The sequence below is a fragment of the Lacinutrix sp. WUR7 genome, assembly GCF_016864015.1.
Classification (GTDB): Bacteria; Bacteroidota; Bacteroidia; order Flavobacteriales; family Flavobacteriaceae; genus Oceanihabitans.
In genome coordinates, this window is sequence record NZ_CP045067.1 from 3,519,405 (window position 1) to 3,545,614 (window position 26,210).

General features: G+C 32.4%; 26 protein-coding genes and 1 pseudogene. 23 read left to right on the plus strand and 4 right to left on the minus strand.

Annotation, left to right across the window (positions count from 1 at the left end):
• The first annotated feature begins 140 nt into the window (after positions 1-140).
• Positions 141-2,129 (plus strand): T9SS type A sorting domain-containing protein, encoded by a 1,989-nt coding sequence (locus FG167_RS15350; protein ID WP_203459093.1) that lies wholly within the window; start codon positions 141-143, stop codon positions 2,127-2,129.
• 378 nt (positions 2,130-2,507) lie between these two features.
• Here the strand turns inward: FG167_RS15350 and FG167_RS15355 are convergent, their stop codons facing one another.
• Complete coding sequence (locus FG167_RS15355) at positions 2,508-2,702, minus strand: hypothetical protein (protein WP_203459094.1); 195 nt, start codon at positions 2,700-2,702, stop codon at positions 2,508-2,510.
• Positions 2,703-3,079: 377 nt separating this feature from the next.
• Here FG167_RS15355 and FG167_RS15360 point away from each other — a divergent pair, with 377 nt between their 5' ends.
• The 13 genes and pseudogenes from FG167_RS15360 (at position 3,080) to FG167_RS15415 (ending at position 13,083) form a co-directional block, all read left to right on the plus strand.
• Positions 3,080-3,409, plus strand: coding sequence for a helix-turn-helix transcriptional regulator (locus FG167_RS15360; RefSeq protein ID WP_203459095.1), 330 nt, complete (start codon positions 3,080-3,082; stop codon positions 3,407-3,409).
• Positions 3,410-3,456: 47 nt separating this feature from the next.
• Entirely contained in the window at positions 3,457-3,924 is a 468-nt protein-coding gene (locus FG167_RS15365) for a DUF6428 family protein (RefSeq protein ID WP_203459096.1), read from the plus strand.
• 24 nt (positions 3,925-3,948) lie between these two features.
• A complete protein-coding gene (locus FG167_RS15370; protein ID WP_203459097.1) occupies positions 3,949-4,566 on the plus strand; it encodes a low molecular weight phosphatase family protein in 618 nt (205 codons plus the stop codon).
• Between the two features lie 2 nt (positions 4,567-4,568).
• Positions 4,569-5,618, plus strand: coding sequence for an ACR3 family arsenite efflux transporter (gene arsB / locus FG167_RS15375; protein WP_203459098.1), 1,050 nt, complete (start codon positions 4,569-4,571; stop codon positions 5,616-5,618).
• 100 nt (positions 5,619-5,718) lie between these two features.
• Positions 5,719-6,477, plus strand: a complete 759-nt coding sequence (locus FG167_RS15380) for a glycosyltransferase family 2 protein (RefSeq protein WP_203459099.1) — start codon at positions 5,719-5,721, stop codon at positions 6,475-6,477.
• Positions 6,477-7,898, plus strand: coding sequence for a hypothetical protein (locus tag FG167_RS15385; RefSeq protein WP_203459100.1), 1,422 nt, complete (start codon positions 6,477-6,479; stop codon positions 7,896-7,898). The genes FG167_RS15380 and FG167_RS15385 overlap by 1 nt, the downstream gene beginning before the upstream one ends.
• Positions 7,899-7,907: 9 nt before the next feature.
• A pseudogene (locus FG167_RS17455) lies at positions 7,908-8,021 on the plus strand (arsenical-resistance protein); the annotation flags it as partial.
• Positions 8,022-8,077: 56 nt separating this feature from the next.
• Positions 8,078-8,857: a HipA family kinase gene (locus FG167_RS15390; protein ID WP_203459101.1), complete on the plus strand. Its 780-nt coding sequence runs from the start codon at positions 8,078-8,080 to the stop codon at positions 8,855-8,857.
• Positions 8,847-9,230 (plus strand): DUF3037 domain-containing protein, encoded by a 384-nt coding sequence (locus tag FG167_RS15395; RefSeq protein ID WP_203459102.1) that lies wholly within the window; start codon positions 8,847-8,849, stop codon positions 9,228-9,230. The genes FG167_RS15390 and FG167_RS15395 overlap by 11 nt, the downstream gene beginning before the upstream one ends.
• Before the next feature lie 33 nt (positions 9,231-9,263).
• A complete protein-coding gene (locus FG167_RS15400; protein WP_203459103.1) occupies positions 9,264-10,247 on the plus strand; it encodes a bile acid:sodium symporter family protein in 984 nt (327 codons plus the stop codon).
• A 27-nt stretch (positions 10,248-10,274) separates the two neighbouring features.
• Positions 10,275-11,396, plus strand: a complete 1,122-nt coding sequence (chrA, locus tag FG167_RS15405; RefSeq protein ID WP_203459104.1) for a chromate efflux transporter — start codon at positions 10,275-10,277, stop codon at positions 11,394-11,396.
• Positions 11,397-11,610: 214 nt separating this feature from the next.
• Entirely contained in the window at positions 11,611-12,393 is a 783-nt protein-coding gene (locus FG167_RS15410) for a DUF2971 domain-containing protein (RefSeq protein ID WP_203459105.1), read from the plus strand.
• A 243-nt stretch (positions 12,394-12,636) separates the two neighbouring features.
• On the plus strand, positions 12,637-13,083 hold the full coding sequence (locus FG167_RS15415) for a KTSC domain-containing protein (RefSeq protein ID WP_203459106.1): 447 nt from the start codon (positions 12,637-12,639) through the stop codon (positions 13,081-13,083).
• Between the two features lie 64 nt (positions 13,084-13,147).
• Here FG167_RS15415 and FG167_RS15420 read toward each other — a convergent pair whose 3' ends face one another.
• Together FG167_RS15420 and FG167_RS15425 are read right to left on the minus strand one after the other, a co-directional pair.
• A complete protein-coding gene (locus FG167_RS15420; protein WP_203459107.1) occupies positions 13,148-13,774 on the minus strand; it encodes a hemolysin III family protein in 627 nt (208 codons plus the stop codon).
• The gene (locus tag FG167_RS15425) at positions 13,775-14,452 is read right to left on the minus strand and encodes a DUF4294 domain-containing protein (protein WP_203459108.1); all 678 of its coding nucleotides are present in this window, start codon (positions 14,450-14,452) and stop codon (positions 13,775-13,777) included. It lies immediately after the preceding gene.
• Positions 14,453-14,687: 235 nt separating this feature from the next.
• Between FG167_RS15425 and FG167_RS15430 the strand changes: the two genes are divergently transcribed.
• From FG167_RS15430 to FG167_RS15440, 3 genes are all read left to right on the plus strand, one after another.
• Positions 14,688-15,776: a M42 family metallopeptidase gene (locus FG167_RS15430; protein WP_203459109.1), complete on the plus strand. Its 1,089-nt coding sequence runs from the start codon at positions 14,688-14,690 to the stop codon at positions 15,774-15,776.
• A 133-nt stretch (positions 15,777-15,909) separates the two neighbouring features.
• Entirely contained in the window at positions 15,910-17,052 is a 1,143-nt protein-coding gene (locus FG167_RS15435) for an aminotransferase class V-fold PLP-dependent enzyme (RefSeq protein ID WP_203459110.1), read from the plus strand.
• 4 nt (positions 17,053-17,056) lie between these two features.
• A complete protein-coding gene (locus tag FG167_RS15440; protein ID WP_370568387.1) occupies positions 17,057-17,614 on the plus strand; it encodes an NUDIX domain-containing protein in 558 nt (185 codons plus the stop codon).
• Between the two features lie 417 nt (positions 17,615-18,031).
• Here the strand turns inward: FG167_RS15440 and FG167_RS15445 are convergent, their stop codons facing one another.
• Positions 18,032-19,012, minus strand: coding sequence for a YafY family protein (locus FG167_RS15445; protein WP_203459111.1), 981 nt, complete (start codon positions 19,010-19,012; stop codon positions 18,032-18,034).
• Positions 19,013-19,101: 89 nt separating this feature from the next.
• Here FG167_RS15445 and FG167_RS15450 point away from each other — a divergent pair, with 89 nt between their 5' ends.
• From FG167_RS15450 to FG167_RS15475, 6 genes are all read left to right on the plus strand, one after another.
• Complete coding sequence (locus tag FG167_RS15450) at positions 19,102-20,358, plus strand: oligosaccharide flippase family protein (protein ID WP_203459112.1); 1,257 nt, start codon at positions 19,102-19,104, stop codon at positions 20,356-20,358.
• Between the two features lie 13 nt (positions 20,359-20,371).
• Positions 20,372-21,064 carry a PrsW family intramembrane metalloprotease gene (locus tag FG167_RS15455; protein ID WP_203459113.1) on the plus strand — a complete coding sequence of 231 codons (693 nt, stop codon included), beginning with the start codon at positions 20,372-20,374 and terminating at the stop codon, positions 21,062-21,064.
• A gap of 313 nt (positions 21,065-21,377) precedes the next feature.
• Positions 21,378-21,863: an acetyl-CoA carboxylase biotin carboxyl carrier protein subunit gene (locus FG167_RS15460; protein WP_203459114.1), complete on the plus strand. Its 486-nt coding sequence runs from the start codon at positions 21,378-21,380 to the stop codon at positions 21,861-21,863.
• A 1-nt stretch (position 21,864) separates the two neighbouring features.
• Positions 21,865-23,307, plus strand: coding sequence for an acetyl-CoA carboxylase biotin carboxylase subunit (accC, locus tag FG167_RS15465; RefSeq protein ID WP_203459115.1), 1,443 nt, complete (start codon positions 21,865-21,867; stop codon positions 23,305-23,307).
• A gap of 115 nt (positions 23,308-23,422) precedes the next feature.
• Positions 23,423-24,964, plus strand: coding sequence for an acyl-CoA carboxylase subunit beta (locus FG167_RS15470; protein WP_203459116.1), 1,542 nt, complete (start codon positions 23,423-23,425; stop codon positions 24,962-24,964).
• 28 nt (positions 24,965-24,992) lie between these two features.
• On the plus strand, positions 24,993-25,979 hold the full coding sequence (locus FG167_RS15475) for a phosphotransferase (RefSeq protein ID WP_203459117.1): 987 nt from the start codon (positions 24,993-24,995) through the stop codon (positions 25,977-25,979).
• The last annotated feature ends 231 nt before the right edge of the window (positions 25,980-26,210 follow it).

The following is a 26,210-nucleotide window of genomic DNA, read 5'->3' on the forward strand; positions in this document are numbered from 1 at the left end:
AACACCAATAATTAATTATAAGATTATTCACTTTTCACAAAGACTAGCATATTTTTCACATTCCGTTTTATTTACTAACTTAGTCACTTAATTCTATATTTATATTCCCATAAAACTACATACTATTTAAAAAGATAAAAATGAAAAAAATTACATTTCTTACCCTATTACTTTTACCATTATTTGCTTCCTCACAAATAGCACTAAATCAAATCGATGATTTTGAAGGATATACTACTGAAAATTGGACAAATAACAATACTACCTTAGCAAATCAAAATATACTTAACGATGGACCTAATGGAGTGGATGACAAATTTTTAAGAGTCCGATCTAATAGTGGTACTGGAGTAGAATCTAGATTAGTAACATTTAATAATGCCCAATGGCAAGGGGATTATGTTGATGCTGGAATTACATATATTTCTATGGATGTTAGAAATTCGGGGACTAACACGATTACATTAAGATTAGCATTCGAAAATGATAACTGGACAAATGATCCACAATGGACTTCTACAAATCCTATTGCTATTATTCCTGGTGAAGGATGGCAAACTATAGTATTTCCAATGGATGAAGAATCCTTAACAAGATTGGGACATACTAATTCTTACAATGGGACTTTTAGTGCTATTACCGAAATGCGTATTATTCATAATGATGCACCAAGTTGGAACTCAGATTATATGGAAGCGGTATTAGATATCGATAATATACATGCAAGAAATGAGGATATGGGCTTAGCAGATTTAAATGAACCTAAAATATCTTTAAATCTAATAGATGATTTTGAAAGATCTACAGCTAAAAACTGGACAAAAGACAATTATGCTGCAGTTCCTAATCAAAATATTACTACCGATGGTCCTAACGGGATGGATGATAATTTCTTAAGACTTCAATCTATTAATGGTACAGGATTAGACTCTAGATTGGTAACATATAATAATGCCCAATGGCAAGGTGATTACGTCGATGCTGGAGTTACTTATATTTCTATGGATGTTAGAAATTCGGGAGCTAACATAATCACATTAAGATTATCTTTTGAAAATGATAATTGGACAAATGATCCGAGATGGAGTTCTACAAATCCAATTTCTGTTATTCCTGGCGAAGGATGGCAAACCATTGTTTTTCCAATTGATGAAGAATCCTTAACAAGACTAGGACATACTAATTCTTACAATGGTACTTTTAGTGCTATTACCGAAGTACGTATTATTCATAATGACGCACCAGATTGGGAAGGAGATTCTATTGAAGCGATATTAGATATGGATAATATGCAAGCAAGAGATGAAGATATGGGTTTAGTTAGCTTAGATTTACCTAAAATATCTTTAAACCTAGAAGATGATTTTGAAGGATTTACTGCTGAGAATTGGACAAAAGACGATTCATCTACATTACCAAATGAAAACATTGCTACCGATGGCCCTAACGGGATGGATGATAATTTCTTAAGAGTTCAATCTAACGGAAATACAGGGTCAGATGCTAAATTAGCAACATTTAATAATGCACAATGGGAAGGTGATTATGTCGATGCTGGAGTCAGCTATATTTCTATGGATGTTAGAAATTCAAGTACAAACGTAATCATATTGCGATTAGCATTCGAAAATGACAACTGGACCAATGATCCACGATGGAGTTCTACAAACCCAATTGCAGTTGTTCCTGGTCAAGGATGGAAAACAATTATATTTCCAATAGATGAGCAATCCTTAACAAAACTAGGGCATACCAATTCTTATAATGGTACTTTTAGTGCTATTACCGAACTACGTATTATCCACAATGATGTACCAGATTGGGAAGGAGATTCTATAGAGGCTATATTAGATATTGATAATATACAAGCTAGAGATGAAGAATTGAGCATCGTAGATATTCAAAATCCAACGCAAAAAATCAAAGTTTTTCCAAATCCAGCATCTCATTTTATACAAATAGAAGGAGTCTTAGAGCAATCGGAATATACTGTTTTTGATATAAATGGAAAAATAGTTTTACAAGGACAAACTAATATTCAAAATAGCATTAATATTCAAAAATTGGTTAAGGGAACTTATTTTTTAAACATAGCTTCTTACAATACATTTAAGTTTATTAAACATTAAATAGGATTAAAAAACCTATAGCTATACCTAGTAAAAAACAAGCATAGAAAAGACATTTAATCCCACTTAAATAATACTTTTCTATGCTTTTTATTATTTATTTTCCATTCTAAGCTGTTCTAATTTCTCTTGAATAAAATCTACATGTTGCTTTTTAACCTCCGTCTTATTAAGTCCGTTAAGCTTTCCAACATACCCTGTAAAAATCTGACTAATATTCAGCGGCGTAACACTTTGTTTATGCGAAGCACTATGACAGACAAAACAATTAAATAAATCACTACTTGAGGTTTCATGAATGGTTTTAGATTTATAGCCAATTTGTGCATAGGTTTCATAGGCTTCTATTATATTAATGGTTTGGATTTTTGCATGTTATTATTTCTTAATTTTATATAACCTAACAACGCTTTTTACTGTTGTGACCCAATTGGATACTGCGACCCAATCAGATTTTGCAATTTTAGATACATGTATGTAATCTGGTGTCATTTCGGTTTTCAAATCTTTTCTGAGATCGTACTTACATCCAAAAGCTGTGGTTAAAACGATAAAAATCAATATAGGTTTCATAAGGTATCTATAGTTTAAAACGGATTTATTTTCTTAGTAACACTGTAAAGGTCTGATTTTAAACATAATAAGAAAATAGTGTAAATACCTGAATCACAAATAGTTATAAATACGTATTTCTTTTATTTTAAATAATTTAGTAACCAAATACAATACTTCCATTTAGTAAAATCTGTAATAAAAAAAACAATTTACTTATTCATAATTATACTTTTTACAACGAAAACCCATAGAACAGAAATGTAAATCGCTTGGCATATTGCGCAAAACGAAGAAAAACGACTTCCGTTTTTAAAATATATTCTACTTTTTTTGAAAACATAAATACAAAGTAAAATATTAATCGTAATATTGCAATGAACAAATAAATAAAACAAATGGGATTAGCAAAAACAGAAATGTTTTCAGACCAACAAAACGAAATTGCATTGTTTGCAAAAGCTTTTGGGCATCCGGCAAGAGTCGCTATTTTACAGCACTTATTTAAAATAAACACTTGTGTTTGTGGGGATCTAGTTAACGAAATAGGCTTAGCACAACCTACTATTTCACAACATTTAAAAGAACTAAAACATTTAGGTTTAATTAAAGGAAACGTCGAAGGAACTAGTGTATGCTACTGTATAGATACCGAGAATTGGAGTAAAATGAAACAGGTAATGCACACTTTTTTAGATCAAGATATAAACAACACAGAATGTTGTTAAAAAAATTTAAATGATTAATCGTATAATCGCAATAAACAAATACACTTATGAAACTTTCAGAAATTAAAAACCATTTACAACAATTAGAAACCATTGCTTTTCAATTACCAAATGGCGAATTAGTACCAAACCATTTTCATGTTACCGAAGTTGGTAAAATCACCAAACATTTTATCGATTGTGGTGGAACGGTAAGAAAAGAAGAAGTTGTAAACTTTCAATTATGGAATGCCAACGATTACGATCACAGATTGCATCCTGAAAAATTAATGCACATTATAGAACTTTCAGAAAAAACGCTAGGTATCGAAGATTTAGAGATTGAAGTAGAATACCAAGCGGATACTATTGGTAAATTCGGATTAGATTTTGACGGAACAAACTTCGTACTTACTACCAAACAAACAGACTGTTTAGCAAAAGATAATTGTGGAATTCCTACAGAAAAACCAAAATTACAATTCTCAGACATCCCAACAGGAAACTCTTGCGAACCAGGAAGCGGTTGCTGCTAATTTATTCTTAAACACCAATAAAAAATGACATTATTTAAATCTATTGAAGCTTCTATTGCAACGTTAAATACGGATAGTATAAGTGCTACTCGCAAAGAAACGCTACATCCCTTAGTTACTTTTATTCAAGAAAAAGCACATGCAAATCAAGAAATTAGATTAAACTTTATTTGCACGCACAATTCTAGAAGAAGTCATTTATCCCAAGTTTGGGCGCAAACCTTAGCATACCATTTTGGTATTAAAAATGTGTTTTGTTATTCTGGAGGAACCGAGGCTACTGCCCTATTTCCTATGGTTGCAGAAACCTTAAAAAACACAGGTTTTGAAGTAAACACCATTTCCGAAGGTAAAAACCCAGTATACACGATTAAATATTCCAATAACGAACATCCTGTTATCTGTTTTTCTAAAAAACTGGATGCGAATTTTAATCCGAAATCGGAATTTGCCGCAATCATGACCTGCTCGCAAGCAGATGGTGGTTGTCCGTTTATTGCTGGTGCAGAAAAACGCATTCCTATTACTTTCGAAGATCCAAAAGCGTTTGATAATAAACCACAACAAGCAGAAAAGTACAACGAAAGAAGCCTACAAATTGCAACCGAATTATTTTACGTATTCTCTCAAATTCAATCTTAAAAATGGCAGTACCAAAAAAATTAAGTTTCCTAGATAAAAACCTAACCCTATGGATTTTTGTAGCCATGGCATTAGGTGTTTCTATTGGCTATTTTTCGCCTAACTTTCCAGATTTCATCAACTCGTTAAGCCACGGAACAACTAATATTCCAATTGCAATTGGTTTAATTTTAATGATGTATCCGCCTTTAGCAAAGGTGAATTATTCCTTATTACCAAAAGTTTTTAAAAACACGAAAATCCTTTCTATTTCGCTTATTCTAAATTGGATTATCGGTCCTGTTTTAATGTTTATTCTGGCGATTACTTTTTTAAGAGACTATCCGGAATATATGGTTGGACTGATACTAATTGGTCTTGCTCGTTGCATTGCTATGGTTTTAGTTTGGAATGATCTTGCCGAAGGAAACAGTGAATACGGTGCAGGTTTAGTCGCTTTAAACAGTATTTTTCAAGTGTTTGCATATAGTTTTTATGCATGGCTTTTTATAACCGTGCTTCCGCCCTATTTTGGATTTGAAGGTGCCATCGTAGATATTTCTATTGCAACCATTGCCGAAAGTGTCGCTATTTATTTAGGAATACCTTTCCTTTTAGGAATACTAAGTCGTGTAATTCTTGTTCCGTTAAAAGGAGAAGAATGGTACACCAAAAAGTTCATTCCTACCATCTCACCAATTACTTTAATTGCGCTACTTTTTACTATTGTGGTTATGTTTTCGTTAAAAGGAGAATTGATTGTAGAAATACCAATGGATGTAGTTATTATTGCCATTCCACTGCTAATTTACTTTACGTTAATGTTTCTTATTGGCTTTTTCTTTACCAAAGCTACAGGTGCAACTTATGATAAAACAGCTTCGGTGGCATTTACAGCAGCTGGAAATAATTTCGAATTAGCCATTGCAGTTGCAATTGCTGTATTTGGGTTGAATTCCGGACAAGCATTCGCAGGAGTTATTGGTCCGCTTGTAGAAGTTCCCGCATTAATTTTATTGGTTAGAGTTTCCTTTTGGCTTCGAAAGAAATATTTTGGAAATGAGAATACTTAAACTTGACTTTGTGAAATAATTCAAGTAGTTTCGCTTAACATATACAAGTAGTTAAAATAAACTTGTATTACTTGAGTTGAAGCCAATTTATTGAATGTAAATGATATTAGATAACAAAGTAATAGTTGTTTTACCAGCTTACAATGCTGCAAAAACCTTAGAAAACACTTATAATGAAATCCCTTTTGATATCGTTGATGAAATAATTCTGGTAGATGATAATAGCACAGACGATACTCTTAAAGTTGCCGAAAAACTTAAAATAAAACATATCATTAAGCATAATAAAAACAAAGGTTATGGTGGAAACCAAAAATCATGTTATAATAAAGCTTTAGAATTAGATGCGGATATTGTAGTAATGTTACATCCTGATTACCAATACACCCCAAAACTTATTCATTCTATGTGCTATTTAATTGCGCATAACTTATATGATGTGGTGTTAGGTTCCAGAATATTAGGAAATGGCGCATTATTAGGAGGTATGCCAATATATAAGTATATCTGCAATAGAATACTCACCCTTTTTCAAAATATAATGATTGGTCAAAAGTTATCGGAATACCATACTGGATATAGAGCCTTTTCTTCTAAAGTTTTGAAATCTATCGACTATTCAAAAAACTCAGACAACTTTGTTTTTGATAATCAAATGCTATCTCAAATTGTATTTTATAATTACGAAATTGCAGAAATTACATGTCCAACAAAATATTTTGAAGAGGCTTCTTCTATTAATTTAAAAAGTAGTGTCATTTATGGTTTAGGAGTTGTTAAAACATCCTGTATGTTTTTCTTAGCAAAGCGTATGAAAATGAATTTTACAATTTTTCAAAAACGATTAGACCAAAACTAATGTTAAAACTAATTAAGGATAATCTATTTTACTATTTAAGTTTAATTATATTAATAGTTTTATATACATCTAGTTTACAAAACAGTTTTTTTTGGGATACCATTCAATTAGCTTCCAAACATGCTAATTATTATTTGTCTACTAATTTTTCAAATATATTATTACCTAATTCTATAGATAGTGGGCATATTCCAACCTTTGGGTTTTACCTTGCTTTCATATGGAGTATTTTCGGAAAAAGCCTTATTGTTAGTCATTTATCCATGTTACCATTTGTAGTAGGAATTGTTTGGCAACTCAAAAAAGCGGTAACATTTTTCTTTAAAAAAGAGCATGTTGGTATTGTATTCTTATTAGTAGTATTAGACCCTACTTTATTAAGTCAGATCACTTTAATTTCACCAGACATTCCTTTAGTCTTTTTCTTTCTATTAGGTTTAAATAGTGTTCTCCAAAACAAAAAAAACATTTTATTAATTAGTATACTGCTACTTTTTCTTACCAGCATGCGAGGTATGATGGTCGCTTTTTGTATTCTTATTATAGATGTTTTCTACAATGTGCATTTCAACAATTCCGTTAAGAATATATTTTATTCACTATTAAAAAGAAGCCAAATATATTTACCAGCTGTGTTCGTATTTATTTTCTTTAATCTTTACCATTATCTGGAAAAAGGATGGATTGGGTATCACGAAGATTCACCTTGGGCTAATTGTTTTGAATCTGTAAATTTAAAAGGGTACTTTTTTAATATAGGAATCTTATTTTGGCGAATTATTGACTTTGGTAGAATTGGAATTTGGATCGTATTTTCTATCCTATTTCTAAAATATGGAAAACAAATATTTAGAGATAAGCTAACCCGACAACTGCTATTTATATTTATCTGTATTCTTCTTATTTTACCATTAAACATGTTATGGGCAAAAAACTTACTTGCCCATAGATACCTATTACCTATATACTTAACTTTTTCTTTATTATGTGCTAGAATCTTATTTTATTCAAATTCTAGTGTAACTTTAAAACGAGTATTAATTGGTATTTGGTTACTGGCAATAACAACTGGTAATTTTTGGGTATATCCAGATAAAATTTCTCAAGGATGGGATTCTACTTTAGGACACCTGCCATATTACAAACTTAGAAATCAAGCCATAAACTACTTAGAGGAACAAGAAATTGATATCGATCAAGTACAGTCCTTTTTTCCTAATACTGCACGAATAGATAATATTGATTTAAATGGGAATCATAAAAATTTCAAAGGATTTAAAGCAGGTGCAGAATATGTTTTTTACTCAAACATCTACAACATCAGTGATAAAGATTATGAGGCGTTAACAAAGGAATATGACGTAATAAAAGAGTTTAAAAACCAAATTGTATTTATCAAAATCTACAAAAAACAAAAATAAGTTTTATCCGCAGGAGTTATTGGTCCGCTAGTAGAAGTTCCTGCTTTAATTTTATTGGTTAGAGTTTCCTTTTGGCTTCGAAAGAAATATTTTAAAAATGAAAAACTTAAATCCGAAATCTAAAACTTGTTCTTAGAATAAAATTTCATGTAAATTCGCATAGTTAGATTTTCCTCTTTATGAATAAAATTGATATTAGAACCGTAGATGTTACGCAATACGTCCATCCTTTACGAGAAGGAGGTTCGCTTCCTGCAATCGTGAAAGCAGACGATGGCTTTTTATATGTATTAAAATTTAGAGGTGCCGGACAAGGTAAAAAAGCACTAATCGCCGAATTTATTGGTGGTGAAATCGCAAGAGCAATTGGCTTAAAAGTTCCAGAATTAGTCTTTATGAATCTCGACGATTCCTTCAGCAAAACAGAACCAGACGAAGAAATTCAAGACCTTCTTAAATTTAGTGTCGGCCTAAACCTAGGCTTGCATTTTTTATCAAGTGCTATTACTTTTGATCCTTTGGTAAGTACTGTAGACGCGATGACTGCTTCCAAAGTAGTACTTCTAGATAGCATGATAAGTAATATTGACAGAACCGCAAAAAACACCAATTTACTACATTGGAATAACGAACTTTGGGTGATTGATAATGGCGCGAGTTTTTACTTTCATCACAATTGGAAAACTTGGGAAAGTCATCTTACTAGAACATTTCCGCTAATAAAAGACCATGTACTTTTACAGAAAGCAACGCAATTAAACGAAGCTGCTAAAGAAATCCAACAGCTTTTAGATAAAGATAAAATTGTAGAAATTATTTCTAATATTCCAGAAGACTGGCTAATTAGCGAAGCAGACACTATGCTTCCTGAAGAAATGCGTGAAGCATATATTACCTTTATAACCACAAGATTTTCTAAAATAGATCTATTAATTAAAGAAGCCGAAGATGCAAGATAGATGTACATTTGAATATGCAATAATTCGAATTGTTCCTAAAGTAGAAAGGGAAGAATTCTTTAATGTTGGAGTCATTCTTTTTTCTAAACGGAAGAAATTTCTAGGTATTAAATACCATATTAATCCAGAGAAACTAAAAGCCTTTGCTTGCGAAATGGAATTGGAAACATTTAACGAATACCTTCATGCTTGGAAACTAGTTTGTGAAGGTGCTCCTTCTGGAGGAAAAATAGGAACACTAGAACTTTCCGATAGATTTAGATGGCTAACCGCGTGCAGAAGTACCATTATTCAAAGTTCTAAAATACATCCAGGAATAACCATCGATCCAGAAAAAGAACTTGAAGATATTTTCCAAAAGTGTGTGTTGTAGCAATCTTTAAATTAGCGTCGCAAACAAAAAGTTATGAAAATAAAAATGGATGGATTTGTACTTTCTATTATAGCAACCATTGGACTAGCTTATCTTTTTCCACATTGGGGAACACCAGAAAGTGAAATCCCTATAGATACCATCAGTGCGATAGGAATTTCGCTTATCTTCTTTTTTTACGGACTTAAATTAAGTCCGACAAAACTAAAAGAAGGCATTAAAAACTGGAAATTGCATCTTCTAATACAAACTTCTACCTTTTTGATTTTTCCGTTATTGGTATTAATTTTTCGTCCATTAATTCAAAACGAAGAACAAGAAATTATCTGGCTAGCCTTTTTTTTCTTGGCTGCCCTTCCTTCTACTGTATCCTCATCGGTAGTCATGGTTTCCATTGCAAAAGGAAATATTCCTGCTGCTATTTTTAATGCTAGTATTTCCGGAATTATAGGTGTTGTGCTTACCCCTTTATGGATGGGTTTATTTGTACAACAAACGGGAACCGATTTTAGTTTTACCGATATCTATGTAAAGCTAATCGTACAAATCATTTTACCAGTAATTACTGGTGTGCTCTTACAGCGTTTTTTCGGAGCATTTGCACTAAAACATGCCAAGCTATTAACACGATTCGATAAATCGATTATCCTTCTTATTATTTACAAAAGTTTTGCTAGTTCCTTTGCTGATAACCTATTTAGTTCCATATCGCTTTTAGATATCTTACTACTTTTTATTGCGGTTTTAGTTCTCTTTGGAATCCTATATTTTTTAACTGGTTTCTTAGCGAAGCAAATGCAATTTAATACCGAAGATCAAACTACTGCACAGTTTTGTGGTACGAAAAAATCATTGGTGCATGGAACCGTTTTTTCTAAAATCATTTTTGGTAATATGGCTTCCATCGGAATCCTGCTTTTACCAATCATGCTATACCACGCCATTCAACTATTAATCATTAGTATTGTGGCTTCCAAAAGAGGTCTGAAAGAACAACACAACTCAGACTTAAAATAGCATACAAAGCGTAAAAACATATTTATAATGTCGCAAAAAAAAGAACTTCAAGCACTCGCAAAACTGTTTTTCAAACTCGGAAGCATTGCTTTTGGTGGTCCTGCGGCACATATTGCCATGTTAGAAGACGAAGTGGTTAAAAAAAGAAAATGGATGACCGACCAACATTTTCTGGATTTAGTTGGTGCGACTAATTTAATTCCCGGACCAAACTCCACCGAAATGACCATGCATGTTGGTTATGAACGTGCAGGCTGGAAAGGACTTTTTGTTGCAGGAATCTGTTTTATATTTCCTGCAGTGTGTATTACAGCGCTTTTTGCTTGGTTGTATCAAAGCTACGGACAATTACCAAACGTAAAACCGTTTATCTACGGCATTAAACCAGCAGTTATTTCTATCATATTAATGGCTGCCTATAAACTTGGTAAAAAAGCAATTAAAAATACCGAACTCGCCATTTTAGGTATTGCCGCATTAGTAGCATGTATATTTGGTATCAACGAAATCACCGTACTTCTTGTTTCTGGTTTTTTAGGATTAGCCATCTATACCCTAAAACAAAATACCAACCAATTAAACAGCTTCTTGCCACTTCTATTACTACAAGCAATAGATCCTAGTAAAATAACAGGATTAAAAATATTTCTTACCTTCTTAAAAGTGGGTGCCATTCTCTATGGAAGTGGTTATGTACTATTTGCCTTTTTAGATACCGAATTAGTAGCCAACGGTTGGCTTAGCCGACAAGTATTAATTGATGCCGTAGCTATTGGACAAATAACACCAGGACCTGTTTTATCTACAGCCACATTTATTGGTTGGCAAATGCATGGTTTTACAGGAGCCATACTTGCAACCCTTGGTATGTTTTTACCTTCCTTTTTCTTTGTGTTACTACTTAACCCATTGCTACCAAGAATGGAAAAATCGCTAAAAATTAAAGCGTTTTTAGATGCGGTAAATGTAGCTGCAGTTGCATTAATTATTGCGGTTTGTTTTACCATGGCAAAAGACACACTAACCGATTGGCGAACTATTGTTATTGCAATAGTTAGTATAATAATGGTATTTGTCTTTAAAAAAGTAAATAGCGTTGCTATTGTTTTAGGCGGAGCAGTTTTGGGGTATTTATTGACTTTGGTGTAAAATATTAGATTTTAAGAATCAACACTTTAGGTTAATAACTTTGTATTAGGTTTTTGAAAAAGACTTGGAGCTATTGAAAAATTCTTCTAACTTCGTTTAAGGTGTAATAAAAATATAAGTATGACCAGTTTCATTGGTTATGGAAATGATTTTTTTATATGAAACATTAGAGGCAACTTGAGAAACATGACCTTAAAAAACAATAATTTCAGCTATGAAAAAAGGATATACCATTGATGAAAAGTATTTCGCAGAATGGAATAGAGAATTAAAACAATGGGATTATTTGGAAAATGGTGAATTAATTCCTGAATCAAATAAGACATTATATAAATACTTATCATGGAATGAAAAAACAATTTCTTCTTTATTAGGCAACTACTTATGGTTAAGTAATCCAGTACATTTTAATGATCCTTTTGATTGCAATAGGGGTCTGATATTTAACTATAAATTTTCCGAAGAAGAAAAAACGCAAAAAAGGAATTACTTTAATGATATTGGAATTATTTCATTTACTGAAAACCAGTTTTGCCCTTTAATGTGGGCACATTATACAGGAAACTATAATGGGATAGTATTAAAATTCAAAGCAAAAAACTTTAATAAATTTAAAAATGAAAATCAATTTAATGGAATAAAATTACGAAAAGTTGTTTACCCTGAAAAGTTAAAGCAATTCCCTGATGGGTTTTCATTTTCCAAAGAACTAATGCTTTTTACTAAAACAAAGAATTGGAGATATGAAAAAGAATGGCGTTTGATTGCCAATTTAAAAAAGCCTTACAACCGTTTTTTAAGATTTGACCCACAAGATTTAGAGGAAATTTATATTGGCCATAATTTATTTGAAATGAATAGCAGTGCTATTCAAATTTTAACTCAAATTAGAGATACTTATTATCCCAAGACTAAATTAACACGAATATTTCCAGATAGTGAAGTTTTTGGTCAAATTGTTTTTAGAGATTGGGTTAAAGAGTTAGATGAAAATTAACTTAGATTTTGAAAATGAGAAGCCACTAACTCCTTGAATATTTTATTACTAGTCATAGTCTGCTTAAGAAAACTCTCTCAGATTTTTTATTAGGCTTGTATTTCCTAATTTAGTTGTTAATACATGCAAATAACCGTACACAAACCTCTCCAACCCTCAATAACTCAACTTTTTGCAACTAAAACTTCCTCATCTAAAAAGAAGTAGTACCTTTGCACTCGATTTAGAAAATAGAATTACCACATGAAACGTATTAACGAGTACAAAAAATTATTCAACGTAGAAAAAGAAATGACTTTAAAAAGTTTAAAAACTACGTATAGAGGTTTAGTAAAAGAATGGCATCCAGATAAGTTTCAAGCTGGTGATGAAAAAGCTGTAGAAGCAGAACTAATGAGCAGAAAAGTTATTGATGGTTACCACTTTTTAGTAAGTATGGCTCCAGAAACTTTAGAAGCAAACAAAGAAGAATACACAACCACTATATCTAGTCCAATTTTAGACTGGCAACATAAAGGTTTATTGTTAGAGGTTTCTTTTTTAGATGGTAATACTTATGAGTACTTTGGTGTAAACAAAGGTTTATACATCAAATTTGCACAAAGCGATAAACAATCTCGTTTTGGTAAACGTAGTATTTTTAACTCGTTTCCATACAGAAAAATCAAGAAGAAAGACGTAGTAGCGTAATCGCTTTACATCTCTATGATATATAAAACAAGGCTACTTTTGTAGACCTTGTTTTTTTATGCTTTTAAATCACATAAAAATACACCATAAAAAAGTGAAAGATGGCTCCTGCCAATACAAACATATGCCAAATAACATGGTTATACGGTATCTTGTTAATGGCATAAAAGATAATCCCTCCTGTATACGCTAATCCGCCAGCAAAGAGTAATAAAATACCGTTGCTACCTAGAACTTCACTAAGATGGCTAAAGTCGAAAACAACCAACCACCCCATTGCTAAATATAGAATTATTGAAAAAGCTTCAAAACGACCAGTAAAGAATATTTTTAAGATCACACCAAAAGCGGCAATTCCCCAAACGGTATAAAATAAAGTCCAACCAAGGCTATTTTGCAAAGTAATTAATAAAATGGGTGTGTAGGTTCCTGCAATAAGCATATAGATACTTATATGATCTAGAATTCTAAAATAATGTTTCTTTTTTTCATCTTGTACATAGTGATACAAAGCAGATGCTGTAAATAAAACGATGATAGAAATACCATAAACTATTACACTAAAAAGGCTCCAGTCACTTTTATGGGCATCTTTTATAATTAGCAATACCAATGCTGCAATACCAAGAAATGCACCTATTAAATGTGAAAAAGCGTTGAGTTTTTCTTCAAAAAGAGTTTGTATGCGCATTTAGGGATTGTTTTTAGAAGATAACCACTTATCAGAAAGTGCATAAAAATCGAATGAAACAGCAGGTTCTTGCTTTTCTAAAATACCGTTTTGAAAGTTTCTTTGTAAAACATCCTCAATAAGAAAATCTTCTTTTTCGTTTTCCGGATCAAATTCTCGTTTTAACGAAATATCAAAAAGGCTCGCAGTACTGTTAAACCAAAAGGCTCTCCAACCACTTCGTAATTCTTTAATTAAATCGAAAGCAGTTTTCCCCGTTTGTCTGTGTATGAGTTTCACGAGTATTTGTCCTTCGGTTCGTGTTAGTTTTTTTAACTCTTCCGAAAACTCTTCCTCAATATACTTTTGCACGCGTCTTGCGTATTTTTTCTTAAGACTTTTACGTTCTATGCCATCCATTCTTTCTTGCATGGTTTCCAAACGTTCGGCTGCAAGTTTGGCATACGGATACACTTTTATGGTTTTTCGTTTGATAATAAGATAGCGTTTTCTATCTGCTAGCGTATTGAATTTTAATTTATTTAAAAGCATCACTTCCTCTAAATCTATAGACGAAGTTGCCGTAGAATCACCTTTAACTATAATGTATTCATAGTCGGTAGTGTCCTGTTGTACTTCCTTAATTTGCGAAAATAGCAAGGCAGGAAAAAGTATAAAAAGGTAAAGAATGTGTTTCATATGTATTTTCCGTGTACACGGAAGTATTCCTATTTTAAAATTAAATGTCTAAAACCGTTCCAAATTGGGTTTTATATCTAAATACTTCTTCATCTTTTAAAAGTTCAAGAAAGATGTTTAGGTATAACACGTCCAAATTCTCAATTTATTATAAACACAGTAAAATTAATAATTTACGCTTTAGAAACCTTTAAATTATTATTAATATTCTTAATTTAGACGAAAATTAATTCAAATGGCAAAAAAGAGCATACTTAACAAAAAGTCTATTGACTTTTTAGAGAAATATTTAAATAATGCAGCCCCAACGGGTTACGAATGGGAAGGACAGAAAATCTGGATGGACTATTTAAAGCCGTATGTAGATGAGTTTATTACCGATACCTACGGAACTGCTGTTGGTGTTATTAACCCAGATGCAAAATACAAAGTAGTAATTGAAGGGCATGCCGATGAAATTTCTTGGTACGTAAACTACATTAGCGATAATGGTTTAATTTACGTGATTAGAAACGGAGGAAGTGATCACCAAATTGCACCTAGTAAGATTGTAAATATTCATACCAAAAATGGTATTGTAAAAGGTGTTTTTGGCTGGCCAGCAATTCATACCAGAAACAAATCTAAAGAAGAAGCTCCAAAACCAGACAATATTTTTATAGATACAGGTTGCGCTACTAAAGAAGAAGTAGAAGCACTTGGCGTACATGTTGGTTGTGTAATTACCTATCCAGACGAATTTCATATTCTTAACAAAGATAAATTTGTTTGTCGTGCTTTAGATAACAGAATGGGTGGTTTTATGATTGCCGAAGTTGCACGTTTATTAAAAGAAAACAAAAAGACATTACCTTTCGGACTTTACGTTACCAACTCGGTACAAGAAGAAATTGGTTTACGTGGTGCCGAAATGATTACACAAACTATTAAACCGAATGTGGCTATAGTTACCGATGTAACGCATGATACCACTACGCCAATGATTGACAAGAAAAAAGAAGGTCATTTAGAACTTGGTTTAGGTCCTGTAGTAGCTTATGCTCCTGCGGTACAACAAAAATTACGTGATTTAATTACAGAAACTGCCGAAGCAAATAAGATTCCGTTTCAACGTTCTGCATTATCTAGAGCAACAGGAACAGATACCGATGCTTTTGCGTATAGCAATGGTGGTGTAGCTTCTGCGTTAATCTCATTACCTTTACGTTATATGCATACCACAGTAGAAATGGTACATAGAGACGATGTTGAAAATGTGATTAAAATGATTTATGAAACGCTTCTTAAAATGGAAGCTGGTGAAGATTTTAGCTATTTTAAATAAGTCGATAATCGACATTAAACATAAAACACCCAATAAATAAGCCTCTTTTTAGAGGCTTATTTTATTCTTACTTCTCTCCTATTTAATCTGCGGAAACTTTAGTAGCTTTATACCATTAATTATACCAGCTATTATGTCTTTACCAAACCAAAAACACCTTTTCGATCTTCCAGAAGATATCACGTATCTAAACATAGCGTCGCAATCGCCAGCTTTTAAAGCGATCTACGAAGCAGGATTAGAAGGTTTAAAGCAAAAAAACAGACCTTACACCATAAAGGGTTCCGATTATTTTGAACCCGTTGTAACGCTTAAAAAATTGTTTGCAGCATTAATTGATGTTTCCGATTATAATCGAATTGCTACCATTCCTTCTGTTTCCTACGGAATTGCTACCGTTACCAACAATATTGTTTTACAGGAAGGTAACGAAATTTTAGTTATTGAAGAGCAATTCCCGAGTAATTATTATTCTTGGAAAAATCTAGCAGACACCTATAATGCGACTATTAAAACAGTAAGTAAAAAGGAAGGAGAACTTTGGGATACCAATATTCTAAATGCCATAACAGATAAAACGGCAGTTGTTGCTCTAGGAAATATTCATTGGTCTAACGGAAGCTTATTCGATGTAAAGGCGATTAGCAAAAAAGCAAAACAACATAAGGCATTACTTATTATTGATGGAAGTCAGACGATTGGCGCTTTACCTTTTTCGGTAAAAGAGATACAACCAGATGCTTTAATTTGCGCTGGCTACAAGTGGCTATTTGGTCCGTACGGATGTGCGTATGCATACTATGGTGCATATTTTGATAACGGAAAGCCATTGGAAGAAAACTGGTCTAACCGATTGGGTAGCGAAAATTTTGCTGGTTTAACCAATTACCAATCCGAATACAAACAATTAGCAAATCGGTATCAAGTTGGTGAAAGCGGAAACTTTATTTATGTCAAAATGCAAATTGCAGCGCTGCAACAAATTCTAGAATGGACACCAAAAGGAATTCAAGAATATTGTAAAAATATTTCTGCGGAAGCGGTAAAAGAATTAAAAGCTTTAGGTTGCAAAATAGAAGATGATGACCAAAGAACGCATCATCTTTTCGGAATAGAATTACCGAAAAACATACACCTAGATGCACTAAAAAAAGATTTAGCTAGCAATAACATTTTTGTCTCTTTTAGAGGAAACTACATACGAATTTCTTGCCATTTATTTAATACTGCCGAAGATTTAAAACCATTAATTAAACATTTAAATAATCACGTATAAAAATATGGTTATCAATGAATTAATAGACGTAGTAACAAAAGAAGGAGAACCAACAAACAAGGTTGTTTTAAAATCGGAAATACACACAAAAGGCTATTACCATAATACCGCGCATATTTGGTTTTACACAAAAAAAGGTGAAATATTATTAGCACAACGCGCTGCTTCCAAAACCATATATCCTTTACTTTGGGATGTTTCAGTTGCCGGACATATTGATGCTGGCGAAACCATAAAAAAAGGTGCTATTAGAGAAGTAAAAGAAGAAATCGGACTTACCATTTCTGAAAACGATTTAGAAAAAATTGGCGTTTTTGAATGCTTTCAAAACTATCCTAACGGGATTATAGATAACGAATTTCATCATACGTTTATAGCCGAATTAACTGTTGATTTTTCGACTTTAGTATTTCAGGAAGAAGAAGTAGAAGCGCTAAAATTAGTTAGGATGTTTGATTTTTTTGAGCTACTTGAAAATTCGGAAACCAATAATCATTTTGTAGCTAGCAATAGAGAATATTATCACACGATAGCTGAGGCCATAATAAATAGGATAACATAACTTTTAACCCGCTAAATATATTACCATAAAATAATTAAAAAATCATTTTATTAGTTAGCACGAATTATGAAACCAAAAAACCCAACCTTTAAGGTTGGGTTTCTTTAAATTCTCACGATTGAAGACTTTAAACCCCTAATTGACTGATTAAATAGCTAAAATGACACCCCTACATGTCACTTTTTATGGTTACAAATCGTGAATTATCGATTACAATAATTATAATAATTAAGATTTTCTACTGAATATCTTTTTATTATGAAACAAAACTAACTCCTAAACAGACAATACGTGTCCGTTTTAAATTTTATTACAATCATTATGCTACATGAAAACATAAATCTCCCATGTAAATGGACATACATCAAATAAAAATAAAATTAAAAAAAAAAAGAATAATTGCCGTTAAAGTTGGAGTTATTTATAGTAGCCCAACATGAGCTCTAAATGGTGCTTTACATAATTTTTAATAGGCAACGGACTAACCACTTTTACCCAAAGATTGTACTTTAATACGTCCATTAAAAACTCATAATTTGGCTCAACAAACACTTTAATTTGTCCCCAAATATCAGGGTTAGCATAATCTAAATCCTTTGTATCTCGTCTTTTAGGAAACGATACAATTTCTTGAGAGTGATGTAACGGGTTTGTCTCTAAATACTTAAAATGGTGATTTGCAACTTCCATATAAATCCACACCGGAGTTATGTTAGCTTTTAAAATACCAATGGCATCTTTAAAATAGGTTTCTGGATTAAAATCTATTGGATTTTTCACTTGTAGCTTGGTAATCTGTAGCATTTTAATTCTGTCATCCAAACAAAAAGCATATACACCAAACTGCTCATTATGAGCCATTAAATACCAAGCCTTATTAATTTCTTTAATATGCAAGGGCTGAAAAAAACCAGTAATAGTTTGAAAACCATTATCATCATACCACCCTTGATAAGTAATCTCAATAATTATATTATGCTCAATCGCCTGTATTAACGGCACTAAGTCTACGCGAGAACTTAAAGAGCTACGCGCTGTTGATACATGTGTTTTCCATGCATGCGCATGATGATGCAAAAGATAGAGTTCTGTTTTTTCATAAACGTCTTTTAATACGGGACTTATCTCAAATTCGTCTATATAATAACCATAGTTACGCTTATGTAAAACAACTACCTGGTAATAGGATTTTATTTTATTTAGATCCCGTTTAATCGTTTTTTGTGAGGATTGACTCAATTTATCATAAAGAGAATCTTCTATATTATTAAAATGCAACTGATCTAAAGCATTTTGTAGATCGGAAAGTGGTACATAACCATTTTTTTCAATTCCATATACTTTAGGATTTGAAATAATACGTAATACATAATAGCGCCTAAGAAACTCTGGAGTCATATTTCTATTTGTAAAAACGAATGTAATAATAATCTTTCAAATGAATAAAAGGAATCTGTTTTTATATATTTGAAAACTAAATACATTTCATGACTTCGGTTTTTAGTAAAAAAGATTTTATTGCTACCAAATGGTTTACTCTAGAAAAAATTATACAGCTAATTACTGGTGTTTTTATAGTTCCTCAAATTTTTAATGTTCTAGGTGCCATTGACCTAGGAAAACTCAAATTTGTAGAATCTGTTTTAGGGATGCTTACGCCTATCTTTTTTTTAGGTTTATCTTCAATTTGTATAAGAGAAATAGTTTATAAGCCAAAAAACAGCTCGCTAATTCTAGCTACAGCTTTTTACCTTAGACTTACAAGTTGGTTTATTCTATTCATTGCCATTTTAATCTATTTTAGTATTGTTAAAGAAAGTGCATTAACAGGCCTATACCTCCTTATTGCTGGTAGTTACTTTTTTAAACTAACCGATATTTTCGAGTATTATTTACTAGCAAAAAAATGGACTAAATATATTTTTATCAGTAAAATAATAAGCTTAATCATTATAGTTTCCTTACAGTATTACGGAGTAAAAAAGCAATTGGATGTTTACTATTTTGCCAAACTTATTATTCTTGATTTTATAATTCAAGGATGTATTTATGGTATCATTTTGAAACACAAAAAACCACTTCTGTTTAAGAAATGGACCTTTTCATGGCCTTTAGGAAAATCATTATTAAAAATGTCTTTCCCTTTAATACTTTCTAACTGTTTGATAATGTTTTATATTTCTATTGACGAGTTGTTTTTAAAATATTTTTATGACGACTATGCCAACGGCATTTTTGCAACAGTACAGTTTTTAGTGATTGGACTGAGTTGGAATATTGGATTCTCCATCATCAATGCCTTATATCCTTCTTTAGCCAAATCCTTTCAGAAAAACAAAATGCAATATATCCAAAAAATAAAAATGCTTTTAAAAATCATGCTCGTTTTAGGTCTTGCTATTGGAGGTTTTTATACTTTTTTTGGCACCCTTATTTTAGACCGCTTTTTCGCAGCATCTTTTCCCCAAGCAAAAACAGCTTTATTCATATTCTGTTGGGCTCCTCTATTTGTTTTTATAGGTATGATTTATGAAAAACACCTCATTAATACAGGGGACTTACATAAAAACGTGTATCGCTTTTTAATAGGCTGTGTAGTCAATGTGATTTTATGCTATGCATTAATTCCTGTTTATTACGTTAATGGCGCTGCAATTGCTGTTTTATCGAGTCATTTTATCACAAATGTTGCCTATGTTTTTATAGATAAAGAAAGCAGAAAGCAAGTAGTCTCTATTTTTTAATTATTTTTGAATTATGCATTTACTCGCCTTAGCAATAGCTCCTGTTTTTATAATCATCTTATATATTTATTACAAAGATAAATACGACAAAGAACCCAAACGTTTATTGCTTTACAGCTTTTTACTTGGTGCTATTGTAAGCATCATCGTTACCACCATACTTTATGTAATATCCGATTACACAATTCCTATTGTGATTAAAGGAAACACAAGTGTTTCACAACTTTTTATTAAAGCCTTTTTTATTGTTGGCTTAATCGAAGAGTTCAGCAAATACATTATCGTACGCTACTTTGCACAACCAAACAAAGCGTTTAATGAACAATTTGATGGAATTGTATACGCAGTAATGGTTTCTATGGGATTTGCCGCTACAGAAAACATCATGTATGTCATGCAAGGTGGTTTAGAAGCAGCGCTATTAAGAGCATTTACAGCTGTTCCTGCTCACGCAACCTTTGCTATAATAATGGGCTATTTTATAGGAAAAGCTAAGTTTTCAAAAAACAAAACGACATGGAACCTATTAGGCTTGCTTCTAGCTGTTATATTTCATGGCACTTATGACTTCTTTTTGTTTTTAGAATTCATTCCAGGGATTTGGGTTGGCGCTTTTATATCCTTATTTCTAGGCATATTACTATCTAGAAAAGCAATTAACACACACTCTAAAAACTCGAGGTTTAAAGATTCTTTTCCTTTATAAATGGAAATGTTTACGTGTTTACATCAGCCTAAAATTGAACAAAACAAAGACCTTTTAACAATTGCGTTCTTGTCTTATTAATAGAAAACAATACGAGTACTTTTTTCCTTTATCAGTAGCTTTATTTTCATAAAAAGGAAAACCGTAATGTTTTAGATGAAGTTTGCATGATATACGAATGCCATCCTTATTTAGATGCCAACCAATTCAAAGCTCTAAAATTTAAACTATAGCAAATTAGCATAAATTCAATTATTCTACTCAATCGTTTTCGTAATTATACATATATTTGCTTGTATTTAAATTAAATAAAATGAACAAGTCCTATACGGTTAAAGTCAATAATTCTAGCGAGATAGATATTACAGACAAAGAAATTTCTTCATTAGATTCTATTAAAACATCTGCATCTAAATTTCATGTACTTCAGAATAACACTTCGTTTAAAGCTAAAATTACAGAAGCTCATTTCGACGAAAAAACATATAAAGTAAAAGTTAACAACAACACCTATAACATACATATCCTTAATGATTTAGATATATTAATTAAGGAGATGGGATTTGAAGTTGGAGCAACAAAAAAAGTTAACGATATTAAAGCACCAATGCCTGGATTAATTTTAGAAATTAATGTAGCAGTTGGTCAAGAGGTGAAAGAAGATGACCCACTTTTAATATTAGAAGCCATGAAAATGGAAAACGTTTTAACTTCACCAAGAGACGGAATTATAAAATCGATTGCAGTTGCAAAAAGTGATGCCGTTGAAAAAAACCAATTACTAATAGAATTTGAATAACATGAAAAAATTACTAGTAGCAAACAGAGGAGAAATTGCAATTCGTGTTATGAAAACTGCAAATAAAATGGGAATTAAAACCGTTGCAGTCTACTCTACTGCAGACCGAAATGCACCGCATGTAAAGTTTGCAGACGAAGCTGTTTTAATTGGAGAAGCACCATCCAACAAATCGTATTTATTAGGGGATAAAATAATAGAAGTCGCAAAAAGCTTACAGGTAGATGCTATTCATCCGGGTTATGGATTTCTTTCTGAAAACGCGGATTTTGCGGAAGCTTGCGAAAAAAATAACATCCTTTTTATTGGTCCGAAATCGAAAGCCATTAAAATTATGGGATCTAAGCTTGCAGCAAAAGATGCTGTAAAAGCATACAACATTCCAATGGTTCCTGGTACAGACGAAGCAATTACCGATATTCCGGAAGCCAAAAAAATTGCTGCTAAGATTGGGTTTCCAATTTTAATAAAAGCATCTGCTGGAGGAGGCGGAAAAGGAATGCGTGTTGTTGAAAAAGAAGCCGATTTTACATCACAAATGGACAGAGCAATTAGCGAAGCAGTAAATGCTTTTGGTGATGGTTCTGTTTTTATTGAAAAATATGTGACTTCTCCACGACATATTGAAATACAAATCATGGCCGACACGCATGGTAACGTTATTCATTTATTTGAACGTGAATGCAGTGTACAACGTCGTCACCAAAAAGTAGTAGAAGAAGCACCTTCTGCTGTTTTAACTCCAGAGATGCGGGAAAAAATGGGAGAAGCAGCTATAAAAGTAGCCAAGTCTTGTGATTATGTTGGTGCGGGAACTGTGGAGTTTTTACTAGATGACGACCTTAATTTCTATTTCTTAGAAATGAATACACGCTTGCAAGTAGAACATCCTGTAACCGAATTAATTACAGGTACCGATTTAGTAGAATTACAAATTCGCGTTGCCAGAGGAGAAACACTTCCTATAAAACAAGAAGATTTAAAAATTACAGGTCACGCTCTAGAATTACGTGTTTATGCTGAAGATCCTTTAAATGATTTTTTACCAAGCGTAGGAAATCTAGAAGTATATAAATTGCCTGTTGGCGAAAATATAAGAGTAGATAATGGTTTTGAACAAGGTATGGATATTCCTATTTATTACGATCCAATGCTTGCAAAGCTTATCACCTACGGAAAAACAAGAGCAGAAGCAATACAGCTCATGATAAAAGCAATACAAGAATACCAAGTAGAAGGGATTCAAACCACCTTGCCTTTTGGAACTTTTGTTTGCGAAAATGAAGCCTTCCGTTCTGGAAATTTCGATACCCATTTTGTAAAGAAATATTATTCCGCGGAAGCGTTAAAAGAAAAGCAGGAAGAAGAAGCTAAAATAGCAGCATTAATTGCGGTAAAACAATATATTGAAGATCAAAAAAAATTAAGATTACCTTTAAAATAGTTAGCAGTTTTCAGTCACAGTATCCAGTAAACCCCAATGTTTATAAAAACGACTAAACGGCAATGAAATAAATAAATTTTGCGTCGTAGCGCAGAATGACAAAATTGAAAATAATATGGAATCTAAAATAAAAAACCTTAACGAAAAACTTGCTAAAGCCTTTTTAGGTGGTGGACAAGTACGAATTGATAGACAACACGAAAAGAAAAAACTTACAGCCAGAGAACGCGTAATGTATTTACTAGACGAAGGTTCTTTTGAAGAAATTGGTGCTTTGGTAACCCACAGAACCAAAGACTTTGGCATGGAAAAGCAACAGTTCTATGGGGATGGTGTGGTTACTGGTTATGGTACCGTAAACGGAAGATTGCTTTACGTATTTGCGCAAGATTTCACGGTTTTTGGAGGTTCATTATCTGAAACACATGCAGAGAAAATTTGCAAGGTTATGGATTTAGCGCTTAAAGTTGGTGCTCCAATCATTGGTTTAAATGATTCTGGAGGCGCACGTATTCAAGAAGGAGTTCGATCCCTTGGTGGTTATGCAGACATTTTTTATAAAAACGTACAGTCGTCTGGAGTGATTCCTCAAATATCAGCAATCATGGGTCCATGTGCTGGAGGAGCAGTGTACTCTCCTGCAATGACGGATTTCACCATTATGGTAGAAGACACTAGTTACATGTTTGTAACTGGACCAAACGTTGTTAAAACGGTAACTAACGAAGAAGTTACTAGCGAAGAACTTGGTGGCGCAAGCACACATTCTACCAAATCTGGAGTAGCACATAAAACATCTTCAAATGATGTGGAATGCTTAGAAGATGTAAAAAAACTATTAAGTTACTTACCACAAAACAACACAGAGACTCCTGCCCTATTGCCTTTTGAATTAAAAGACGAAGTACGAGATAGCTTATCAGATATTGTTCCAAATAACGCGAATAAACCGTATGATATGCATGCAGTTATTTCTGGTATTATTGATGAAGATTCTTTTTATGAAATACATAAAGACTATGCCGAAAATATTCTAGTTGGTTTTGCACGCTTAGGCGGAAGAAGTATTGGTATTGTTGCTAATCAGCCCATGTTTTTAGCTGGAGTTTTAGACGTAAACAGTTCTAAAAAAGCAGCACGTTTTGTCCGTTTTTGTGATGCTTTTAATATTCCGTTATTAACTTTAGAAGATGTACCAGGATTTCTACCTGGAACCGATCAAGAATGGAACGGTATTATAATTCATGGTGCAAAATTATTGTATGCTTTTAGCGAAGCTACTGTACCTAGAATAACGGTAATTACACGAAAAGCGTATGGTGGTGCATATGATGTGATGAATTCAAAACATATTGGTAGTGATATGAATTTTGCTTGGCCAAGTGCTGAGATTGCCGTTATGGGAGCAAAAGGAGCTGCTGAAATTATATTCAAAAAGGAAATTAATGCTGCGGAAGATAAAGACGCCAAATGGAAAGAAAAAGAAGCAGAATATGCCGAATTATTTGCAAATCCGTATAGTGCAGCAGAACGAGGTTTTATTGACGAAGTAATACTTCCTAAGGATACCAGACGAAAGCTTATTAAAGCGTTTGCAATGCTAGAAAACAAAGAGGTTGTAAGACCAAAACGCAAGCATGGTAATATTCCGTTGTAAAATTGATTTAATTTAGACACCTTAATTCATGACCTACGCTCCTGCTATTAGCAGTATAATTTCACCGGAATATCTTTCCGAATTTGTAAAACAAAAATATAACGTAGATGCTGCCACAACATGTAGCATTATAAAAACTGGAGTTAATCACACGTATTTAATTTCAGAGCCAAATAAAAAATATGTTTTAAGAGTCTATTTCTTAGATTGGAGAACTCGCAATGAAATTGAAGAAGAGTTACAATTACTAGACTACTTAAAGTTACATGGTGTTTCCGTATCCATTCCTATAAAAGATAAAAACGATACTTATATTCAAAGTATAGATGCCTTTGAAGGCAAGCGTTATGGGGTTCTTTTTTCTTTTGCAGAAGGCGAATCGATACGAAACCCTTCCAAAGAAATTTGCTACAAACTAGGTAAAACTATGGCTAAGTTTCATGAACTCACCTTAAATAAATCGATCAACAGAATGGATTACAATGCAAAAACACTGGTCCATGAATCTTATGAAGCGGCTACCAAATTCTTTAATAAAGATTCGGAAGAAATGCAATATTATAAGCGCGCAAATGCAAAACTGACTTCTGAATTTGCAAAGGCAGATACTAAAGCATTAAGAAGTGGCACTGTTCATTTAGATTTCTGGTATGAAAACATGAAAGTGAAGAATGCATCAGAAATCACTATTTTTGATTTTGATAATTGTGGTAATGGTTGGCTGTTTTTAGATATTTCGTATACTTTGATGATTCTTTTTAGAAACGAACCTGACAAAGCTTCTTTTAAAGCGAAACAAACAAGTTTCTACGAAGGTTATGAATCTATAACTACTCTTTCACAAGAAGAAAAAAGATTAATCCCTTTTGGAGGCTTGGCTATTTGGCTGCATTACAATGGCATTCATATAAAACGTTTTAATGACTTTGCCAACCCGTTTTTAAGTGAAGAATTCTTAAAATATTGGATACATACTGTAAAACAATGGATGGCATTTAATAACCTAGAAATTTAAAGAGACCTTGCCTGATAAACGAATTATTTTAAAAAAATGGGACCAAAAATCTCCCCTTAGAACACTTCTTTCTATATCCTTTTAAAATTTTAACACACTTTAAAGATCCAAACTAGTAAAAAGCATCGTATTTACTAAGTACCATCCTTACAATCAAAGCCTAAAATTTAACACTTTAGTATTGCGTTAATTAAATATCTTTGACTATATTTTTAAAACATTTAAAAAATC

Bases quoted from the DNA above. Each gene is read 5' to 3' on its own strand.
- FG167_RS15470 (WP_203459116.1), top strand. From the start codon at position 23,423: ATGGAATCTAAAATAAAAAACCTTAACGAAAAACTTGCTAAAGCCTTT.
- FG167_RS15475 (WP_203459117.1), top strand. From the start codon at position 24,993: ATGACCTACGCTCCTGCTATTAGCAGTATAATTTCACCGGAATATCTT.
- FG167_RS15455 (WP_203459113.1), top strand. From the start codon at position 20,372: ATGCATTTACTCGCCTTAGCAATAGCTCCTGTTTTTATAATCATCTTA.
- FG167_RS15430 (WP_203459109.1), top strand. From the start codon at position 14,688: ATGGCAAAAAAGAGCATACTTAACAAAAAGTCTATTGACTTTTTAGAG.
- FG167_RS15380 (WP_203459099.1), top strand. From the start codon at position 5,719: ATGATATTAGATAACAAAGTAATAGTTGTTTTACCAGCTTACAATGCT.
- FG167_RS15370 (WP_203459097.1), top strand. From the start codon at position 3,949: ATGACATTATTTAAATCTATTGAAGCTTCTATTGCAACGTTAAATACG.
- FG167_RS15355 (WP_203459094.1), bottom strand. From the start codon at position 2,702: ATGAAACCTATATTGATTTTTATCGTTTTAACCACAGCTTTTGGATGT.
- FG167_RS15460 (WP_203459114.1), top strand. From the start codon at position 21,378: ATGAACAAGTCCTATACGGTTAAAGTCAATAATTCTAGCGAGATAGAT.
- FG167_RS15450 (WP_203459112.1), top strand. From the start codon at position 19,102: ATGACTTCGGTTTTTAGTAAAAAAGATTTTATTGCTACCAAATGGTTT.
- FG167_RS15390 (WP_203459101.1), top strand. From the start codon at position 8,078: ATGAATAAAATTGATATTAGAACCGTAGATGTTACGCAATACGTCCAT.
- FG167_RS15410 (WP_203459105.1), top strand. From the start codon at position 11,611: ATGAAAAAAGGATATACCATTGATGAAAAGTATTTCGCAGAATGGAAT.
- FG167_RS15440 (WP_370568387.1), top strand. From the start codon at position 17,057: ATGGTTATCAATGAATTAATAGACGTAGTAACAAAAGAAGGAGAACCA.
- FG167_RS15415 (WP_203459106.1), top strand. From the start codon at position 12,637: ATGAAACGTATTAACGAGTACAAAAAATTATTCAACGTAGAAAAAGAA.
- FG167_RS15350 (WP_203459093.1), top strand. From the start codon at position 141: ATGAAAAAAATTACATTTCTTACCCTATTACTTTTACCATTATTTGCT.
- accC (WP_203459115.1), top strand. From the start codon at position 21,865: ATGAAAAAATTACTAGTAGCAAACAGAGGAGAAATTGCAATTCGTGTT.
- FG167_RS15360 (WP_203459095.1), top strand. From the start codon at position 3,080: ATGGGATTAGCAAAAACAGAAATGTTTTCAGACCAACAAAACGAAATT.
- FG167_RS15435 (WP_203459110.1), top strand. From the start codon at position 15,910: ATGTCTTTACCAAACCAAAAACACCTTTTCGATCTTCCAGAAGATATC.
- FG167_RS15420 (WP_203459107.1), bottom strand. From the start codon at position 13,774: ATGCGCATACAAACTCTTTTTGAAGAAAAACTCAACGCTTTTTCACAT.
- arsB (WP_203459098.1), top strand. From the start codon at position 4,569: ATGGCAGTACCAAAAAAATTAAGTTTCCTAGATAAAAACCTAACCCTA.
- FG167_RS15395 (WP_203459102.1), top strand. From the start codon at position 8,847: ATGCAAGATAGATGTACATTTGAATATGCAATAATTCGAATTGTTCCT.
- FG167_RS15445 (WP_203459111.1), bottom strand. From the start codon at position 19,012: ATGACTCCAGAGTTTCTTAGGCGCTATTATGTATTACGTATTATTTCA.
- FG167_RS15400 (WP_203459103.1), top strand. From the start codon at position 9,264: ATGAAAATAAAAATGGATGGATTTGTACTTTCTATTATAGCAACCATT.
- chrA (WP_203459104.1), top strand. From the start codon at position 10,275: ATGTCGCAAAAAAAAGAACTTCAAGCACTCGCAAAACTGTTTTTCAAA.
- FG167_RS15365 (WP_203459096.1), top strand. From the start codon at position 3,457: ATGAAACTTTCAGAAATTAAAAACCATTTACAACAATTAGAAACCATT.
- FG167_RS15385 (WP_203459100.1), top strand. From the start codon at position 6,477: ATGTTAAAACTAATTAAGGATAATCTATTTTACTATTTAAGTTTAATT.
- FG167_RS15425 (WP_203459108.1), bottom strand. From the start codon at position 14,452: ATGAAACACATTCTTTACCTTTTTATACTTTTTCCTGCCTTGCTATTT.